This window comes from Microcystis sp. M144S2 (genome assembly GCF_020246065.1).
Taxonomy (GTDB): Bacteria; Cyanobacteriota; Cyanobacteriia; order Cyanobacteriales; family Microcystaceae; genus Microcystis; species Microcystis ichthyoblabe_A.
The window spans coordinates 1-6,330 of record NZ_JADBTR010000183.1; the positions used below are offsets into that span (position 1 = coordinate 1).

The window sequence follows — 6,330 nt, forward strand, 5'->3', positions numbered from 1 at the left end:
TTTCAGAGATATTAGGACTAAAATACACATCAATTTCTTTAATTTCTGAGGTGACTTCTTTGCTGACAACTACTGTACCGTAGGGAGAAAGAAGGGTTTCTAGGAAATCTTTGCTAAATTTATCCCAAATAAAGCGAGTCATTTCACTTATCAGTTACCAGTTATCAGTTATCAGTGACTACCACCTAAACTCGGTAGCTTGAAAAAGGTTAATTGCCTCAGTTGCTGATTTTAGCCTCCAGATTAATCATCGAGAATTGAGCAAGCGATCGCATTTATGATCTGATTCTAATTTATTGAGGGTCGTTAAGAATAGTGATAATTGACATTTCTTAAGATTTTATCTCCGACTACTGATAATTAACATTAACATCGACAAAAAAACTTTCTAAAATCTGCTTAGATAAAGATAAATATTGACATTTGCTGTTAAATTAGTCAGCTTATCGCCCCAAAAGGGAAACAAAAGGGGGTATAGTAGATATGGCCGCTTTTAATTTGGCTGCTGCTGATCGCTCTGGTTGATTGAGTTTAGCCAGAATTTGGTTTAATGATTCTAAGATTTGTACAGAAGCAAGTTGATCGGTTGGTTCTGTGGTAATTGCCGTCAATTCTGTGACAATTTCTGCTACCATCACCTCGGCATCAGGAAAAGATGCTTCTTGACTCTCGCTGGCGACTAAATCCCATTTTTCCCGTTCAAAATCCCGAATTTGTTGGCGTAAATCTTCGAGCTGCTGCTCGATCCTAACTTTTTCTTCTGGTGCGATTGTGACTAAAGTGTTTCGCTTTCCCGCTAATTGTTTTTTTAAGCGTTGAATATTTTTATCGAGATTTTGTAATTCGCCAGCAGACATAGAGAAATAAGGTTAAATTACAGGGTTAATTTAATTATGATCTATCCATCTAGAAATGTCATTCCTTTGGCTGTCCCCCACTCCCCAACACCCAACCCCCTCACGGATCACAGAAAAAGCCTAGCTCAATCTGGAAATTTTGATTATGATCATTAAGTAATTGACCTTTATTTGTGATATAGATTCAAAGGAGAGACACGGTGTCCACAGAAGTCATCGAAAAGCGTTCCACAGCGACAATCCGTAAACCAGCACCGCGTTATCGCGTTTTACTCCACAATGACGACTTTAACTCGATGGAGTATGTGGTTCAGAGTTTAATGCAAACGATCGCCGGTATGACGCAACCCCAAGCAGTTGATATCATGATGGAAGCGCACACTAATGGTACGGCCTTGGTGATTACCTGCATTCAAGAACACGCGGAATTTTACTGTGAAACCTTGAAAAATAAAGGTTTAACCAGCAGCATCGAACCCGATGAATAAAAGATTACGGGTAATTGCCACTTACCCAGTCCCCCTGCGACTGGGAATTTTTATTTTGCTCTTACTTTTTCTCTGGTTGCCGATCGCACTTCCCCTCTATCACTTTTTTGCCACTAATGCTAATCTGGCCTCAATTTTGACCCTTTCTGTTCTCTATCTGGAATTTTTGGGGTTATCCCATTGGTGGGGACGGACAATTTATGGCGATGAGGGATTAGCCGATTATGGTTTGATTTGGCGAAGAAAAACGCTGATCGAGTTAATTAATGGGTTAGCGATCGGTTTATTTTTCACTTTCTCGCTTTTTCTGTCCCAAGCGTTCCTAGGTTGGTTAAATTTCTTACCTGCGAATCCCCCAATCAGCAAAATCATCTTGGAGGGGTTTTTAGTCGCTTTAGCGGTGGGTTTTGCCGAAGAATTGCTATTTCGGGGCTGGTTACTGGGAGAATTAGAAAAGGATTATCGTCCCGCTATCGCTCTAGTGATTAGTGCCTTAATTTTCGCTCTTGCTCACTTTATTAAACCTTTAGCCGAAATTATCCGCACTTTTCCCCAATTTCCTGCCTTAGTCTTGCTAGGATTGGTTCTCGGTTGGGCAAAACGCGCCTGTGGTGGTAGTTTGGGTAAAAGTATCGGTCTGCACGCGGGTTTAATCTGGGCATACTATATATTAAATGTGGGTCAGTTAATTAAATACACTGGTACTGTTCCCGATTGGTTAACTGGAATCGATAAAAATCCTTTAGCGGGAGTGATGGGTTTACTTTTCCTGACAATTCTCGCTATCTGGATCAGAAAAAAAGCAGTTTTGAGTGAACGATAGGGGATTAAATCAATTACTATAAAGGGGAAATTGCCCATGAGAGTTATAGCCGATGAATCGATTATTATCTTTTCTAGAATATCGCCCGCGTTTGCGTAATATCCTATCTTTTTGTTTCTCTGTTATCTTCATGCTGTTGATCGGTGTAGGCAAAGTCACAGCACAGGATTTAAATAATTCTACTCTGGATTTAGTTGCTAATATTTGGATGTTAACAGCCGGCTCTTTAGTATTCTTTATGAATGCGGGTTTTGCCCTGCTAGAAACGGGTTTTTGTCGTACTAATAACGCCACTAATGTCTTAGCTAAAAACCTAATTGTCTTCTGTGTTTCTGCCTTAGCTTATTGGATGTTTGGTTTCGGTTTAATGTTTGGCAATACATCAGCACTAGGAAATAGTTTCTCTGGTGGTACAGGATTTTTCTTGGAAATTCTAACCCCTAATAATGAATACAGTCAATTCCAAAAATTCTGGCCAGGTCGTTCAATTGCCACTTTATTTTTCTTTCAATTAACTTTTGCGGGAACTGCGGCGACCATTGTATCGGGAGCAGTGGCAGAAAGGGTTAAATTTTGGGCATTTTTGCTATTTAGTTTCTTTTTAGTCGCTTTTTCTTATTCTATTACAGGACATTGGATTTGGTCATCGGAAGGATGGTTATATAACTTATTTAAGTTTCGAGATTTTGCCGGTTCAACGGTGGTGCATTCGGTGGGAGGAATGGCCGGATTAGTGGGTGCTTGGTTACTAAAACCGAGAGATGGACGTTTTGGTTATAATCGTAAAACCGATAGTTATGAAGAAAAAGAAAGAGGAAATTTTGCTCCCCATCAGTTAGGATTTGCAACTCTTGGTTGTTTCATTCTTTGGTTAGGATGGTTTGGTTTTAATGGTGGTTCGGCAGTAAATTTGAATGATGTCCCCATGACAATTACTACCACGATGATTGCCGCTGCCACTGGGGGATTTTTGGCATTAATTTTTAATCCTTTAATTGGTCGCAAAGTCAGTTTATCCATAATTATTAATGGCATTTTGGGGGGATTAGTGGGGATTACGGCATCATCAGGTTATGTTAATATCAAATCAGCTATTATCATCGGTGGCATTAGTGGCATTATCGTCTTATTAGGAGAAGAATTTTTAGTTAAAACTAAAGTAATTGATGATCCAGTGGGAGCAATTTCAGTACATCTTTTTTGTGGTTTTTGGGGAACAATGGCGGTGGGTTTCTTTAGTACCAAAGATGCGGGAGAATTTGCCCTTGGATTAACACAGAATAGTCGCATATCTCAAGTTGCTTTTCAATTTTTTGGATGGGTTATAGTTATGGCATTTACGTTTATTTTTAGTTTAATTCTCTGGCTAATGATTGGCAATCTCCTCTACTATATGCAAGTAATTGTTTTACGTCAAAAGAACTCACCGGTTAACTTCTCTCCTGTTGTCAGGAGTCAATCCTTCAATGTTTCTGACCTATTCTCCCTATTTTGGTCACGGGGAAGGGAAGGAATCCGGGTATCATTATCCGATGAATTAAAGGGTAGTGATGGGGTATTTAGTGATTAAAAAATTAATGTTTATTCGATAAGTTTTTGGCAATCTGGATTATCTGGCAAAGCTCGCTCGATATCCAGTTTCCAGGCTTTGTCATTGTGCCAACGTTTTGCCCAAAATTGAGCTTCTTTAAAGTTATCAGAAGTTGCGGGGATTTGGCACAAAATTTCAAAACCACCTTCTCTATCCGGCACATTAGCCACAAAATTATTGGCAGCTAATCCTATTGCTTGCTGAATTAACATTAACTCATTTAATTGAGTCGCACACTTTTCAGAAAGCCGATTACCTTGTTTACTTTTCAAGTCTTGCAGTTGTTGAATAGTCCTGTTTAAGCTAATATTAAAATCTCGTTTAGTACAAATTTCTGGAATACTAGGTGAGGGTGTCACCATAACATCAGAATTCTTTTCAGGAGTCTTTAATGACAAGAAAGCAAATCCAAGAAAGCCTAATATTGCCAAGAAAGATAACACTTTAGTTAAATCAGCAGGAGAATTCTCCACATCAACTAATTTTTCTAATTCCTGTCTAACCCATTGAACATTAAATACCTCTTGATAAATTCGATTGGTCACTTCTAGATAATCATCATTTTTAATCACTAATGCTGCTTGCTGAAGTGCCAATTTTTCGGGTTTGTTATCAGCAAATACTCTACCCTGCAAAATATCTTGATAGGTCTCTAATCTTGACCTAACATTTGCATCAGGAGTTAAGAGACTGTTTTGTATTTTCTGGAGATGGGCTGCCGCTTTATTTTGTAACCAATTTTCTACAATATTCTTCTGAATTAATTGTTCAATTACTGGTTTTTCTTCTCCTTTCCGCAACTCATTTTTATTGTCGATTAGCAAACGAATAACTATTTCGGTTAACTGCAAGTTATCACCGGTCCAAGCAAGAGTTTCCTCAATTAAAGTTGCTCGTTGGGTTTCCTCAAATTCGGGCGTTAATTTTTCTTCAGCTAGTTGATATGCTTCCCTTTGACCTGCTATCTGTGCTTTTCGCTCGGTTGGGATTTGACTTAACTCTAAAGAAGGCTTTTCTGACTCATTAATATCTTGATTTTCACTCCAAGTTAAAGCTTCTTCTAAATCTTGATCAGAAAGAAGTTCCGTGGTACTAGCTACCAATTCCGCTTCCGGGTTAATCAGGATTTGTGGTAATTTGGTGGAGGCTAATAATTGCAATTCTTGACTGACGGTGATTTCTTCCCCGCGACCCCATTCTAATAAATCACTAGCTTGTTTTAATTCCCTAATAATAACCGGGGCGAGAGTACGATAGGAATGTTTAGGGTTAGCTAGTGCCGATTGGGCATTTTTAACTAAATATTGCCATTGTTGCTGTTCTGAAGCCAATTGAGACAGAGATAAAATTAATTCTTGTAATTGCTGACGGGAAGCGCTGGTTTCTTCCTGTTTGAACAGTTGTAACATCTGTTTGAGGCTATCTCTGGCGCTGATGGAGATAGAAGATGTTGCCGCAATAGCAGGGGTGGATTTTACTTGGCCCAGAAGATAGTTAAGATGGGCCTGTAATTCAGCAAAAGTCGGTTCACCGTTTTTAACGATAGCGTCAGCTTCCTCGGCCTGTAAACCGAAGGGATCCTGCAGCTTATCAATCAATATCTGAAGCAGATCATAACTTTTGAGGAACAAAGACTCTAATTTTTGATCCACTTCCAGGGGATTTTCTTTCAATATTGTGAAAGCATCCTCAAGACGGTGAGCAGTTTTTTGGATACTGCTATAGCCTAACATGGCCGCCCCTGCCTTGACGGAATGGGCGGCACGAAACATCTCGTTCATCTGTTCATGGTTGTTCACGAGATTGCCTAAGTCTAAAATCCCGTGTTCCAAAGTTTCTAGGTGTTCTTTTGCTTCTTCGATGAAATAGCCGAGAATTTTCTGATCGTTAGTGGAGTCCAAGGTATTATCCCCCTTATCACGATGCTATCTAGTCCTGGATTGGCCTAGTTTTTCATTAAATATATCAGTGACTCTTAAATCATTATAAATACATCAACAACTGCCTGTGAGCATCTCATGGAAAAATTAATGCGCTCCAGGGTTCGGGGTAGGGCTGATTCATTCTCCGAATCTAATTCTTTTTTTTGCTACCTTTAATGGCTTATGAGGTAAGCTAGGGAGCAGGGGAGTACAGGTTTTTGCTCTCATAGTAGGTTGATTCATGAATCAACCTACAAAGCACGACGTTTTGAAAAATTTTCAGATATGTATTTCCGAGAAATCGACTACAAACGTTGCTAGGTAAGGATTTGAGAGAATGACATTTGAAAGAATGAAACAGCCCTACCCGATCACCCCAAGGGCTGGCACTTTTTGAGGGTAAAAAAGTCCAAAAGTCTTATCCAACAAGGTTTTTAGATTTATTCAGCAAACGCTATATATTATTCTAGCCGGTTCGTCGTTACTTGGTATGGTTCGATTGGGTGGCATAAATCGACTAAATCCTTATCTGGCAATAGATTTAATTGATTAGTTCGCTCTAGATCGAAAACAATTGACAAAAATCGCCAAATGTCTTTCTCTATAAGAGTTTCATTTCTTAATAATCCTGTACGTCGCATAAGACAAA

6 protein-coding genes and 1 pseudogene are annotated in these 6,330 nt (G+C 39.1%); 3 read left to right on the plus strand and 4 right to left on the minus strand.

The genetic code is table 11. The features are described 5' to 3' along the window. A pseudogene (locus IM462_RS21325) lies at positions 1-142 on the minus strand (DUF4351 domain-containing protein); the annotation flags it as partial. 301 nt (positions 143-443) lie between these two features. Beyond that, entirely contained in the window at positions 444-857 is a 414-nt protein-coding gene (locus IM462_RS20375; protein WP_287700775.1) for a hypothetical protein, read from the minus strand. A 200-nt stretch (positions 858-1,057) separates the two neighbouring features. Here IM462_RS20375 and clpS point away from each other — a divergent pair, with 200 nt between their 5' ends. Genes clpS through IM462_RS20390 form a run of 3 tightly spaced genes read left to right on the plus strand, consistent with a single transcriptional unit; the run spans position 1,058 to position 3,738 of the window. After that, positions 1,058-1,345, plus strand: a complete 288-nt coding sequence (gene clpS, locus IM462_RS20380; protein WP_002738526.1) for an ATP-dependent Clp protease adapter ClpS — start codon at positions 1,058-1,060, stop codon at positions 1,343-1,345. After that, positions 1,338-2,168 carry a CPBP family intramembrane glutamic endopeptidase gene (locus IM462_RS20385; RefSeq protein WP_287700773.1) on the plus strand — a complete coding sequence of 277 codons (831 nt, stop codon included), beginning with the start codon at positions 1,338-1,340 and terminating at the stop codon, positions 2,166-2,168. The genes clpS and IM462_RS20385 overlap by 8 nt, the downstream gene beginning before the upstream one ends. A 52-nt stretch (positions 2,169-2,220) precedes the next feature. Then, entirely contained in the window at positions 2,221-3,738 is a 1,518-nt protein-coding gene (locus IM462_RS20390; RefSeq protein WP_287700771.1) for an ammonium transporter, read from the plus strand. Between the two features lie 11 nt (positions 3,739-3,749). Here IM462_RS20390 and IM462_RS20395 read toward each other — a convergent pair whose 3' ends face one another. Further along, complete coding sequence (locus IM462_RS20395; RefSeq protein WP_287715542.1) at positions 3,750-5,660, minus strand: Hpt domain-containing protein; 1,911 nt, start codon at positions 5,658-5,660, stop codon at positions 3,750-3,752. Between the two features lie 482 nt (positions 5,661-6,142). Further along, on the minus strand, positions 6,143-6,330 hold a 188-nt coding region (locus IM462_RS20400; protein ID WP_287715545.1), incomplete at its 5' end, for a hypothetical protein.

Bases quoted from the DNA above. Each gene is read 5' to 3' on its own strand.
- IM462_RS20390 (WP_287700771.1), top strand. From the start codon at position 2,221: ATGAATCGATTATTATCTTTTCTAGAATATCGCCCGCGTTTGCGTAAT.
- IM462_RS20385 (WP_287700773.1), top strand. From the start codon at position 1,338: ATGAATAAAAGATTACGGGTAATTGCCACTTACCCAGTCCCCCTGCGA.
- IM462_RS20375 (WP_287700775.1), bottom strand. From the start codon at position 857: ATGTCTGCTGGCGAATTACAAAATCTCGATAAAAATATTCAACGCTTA.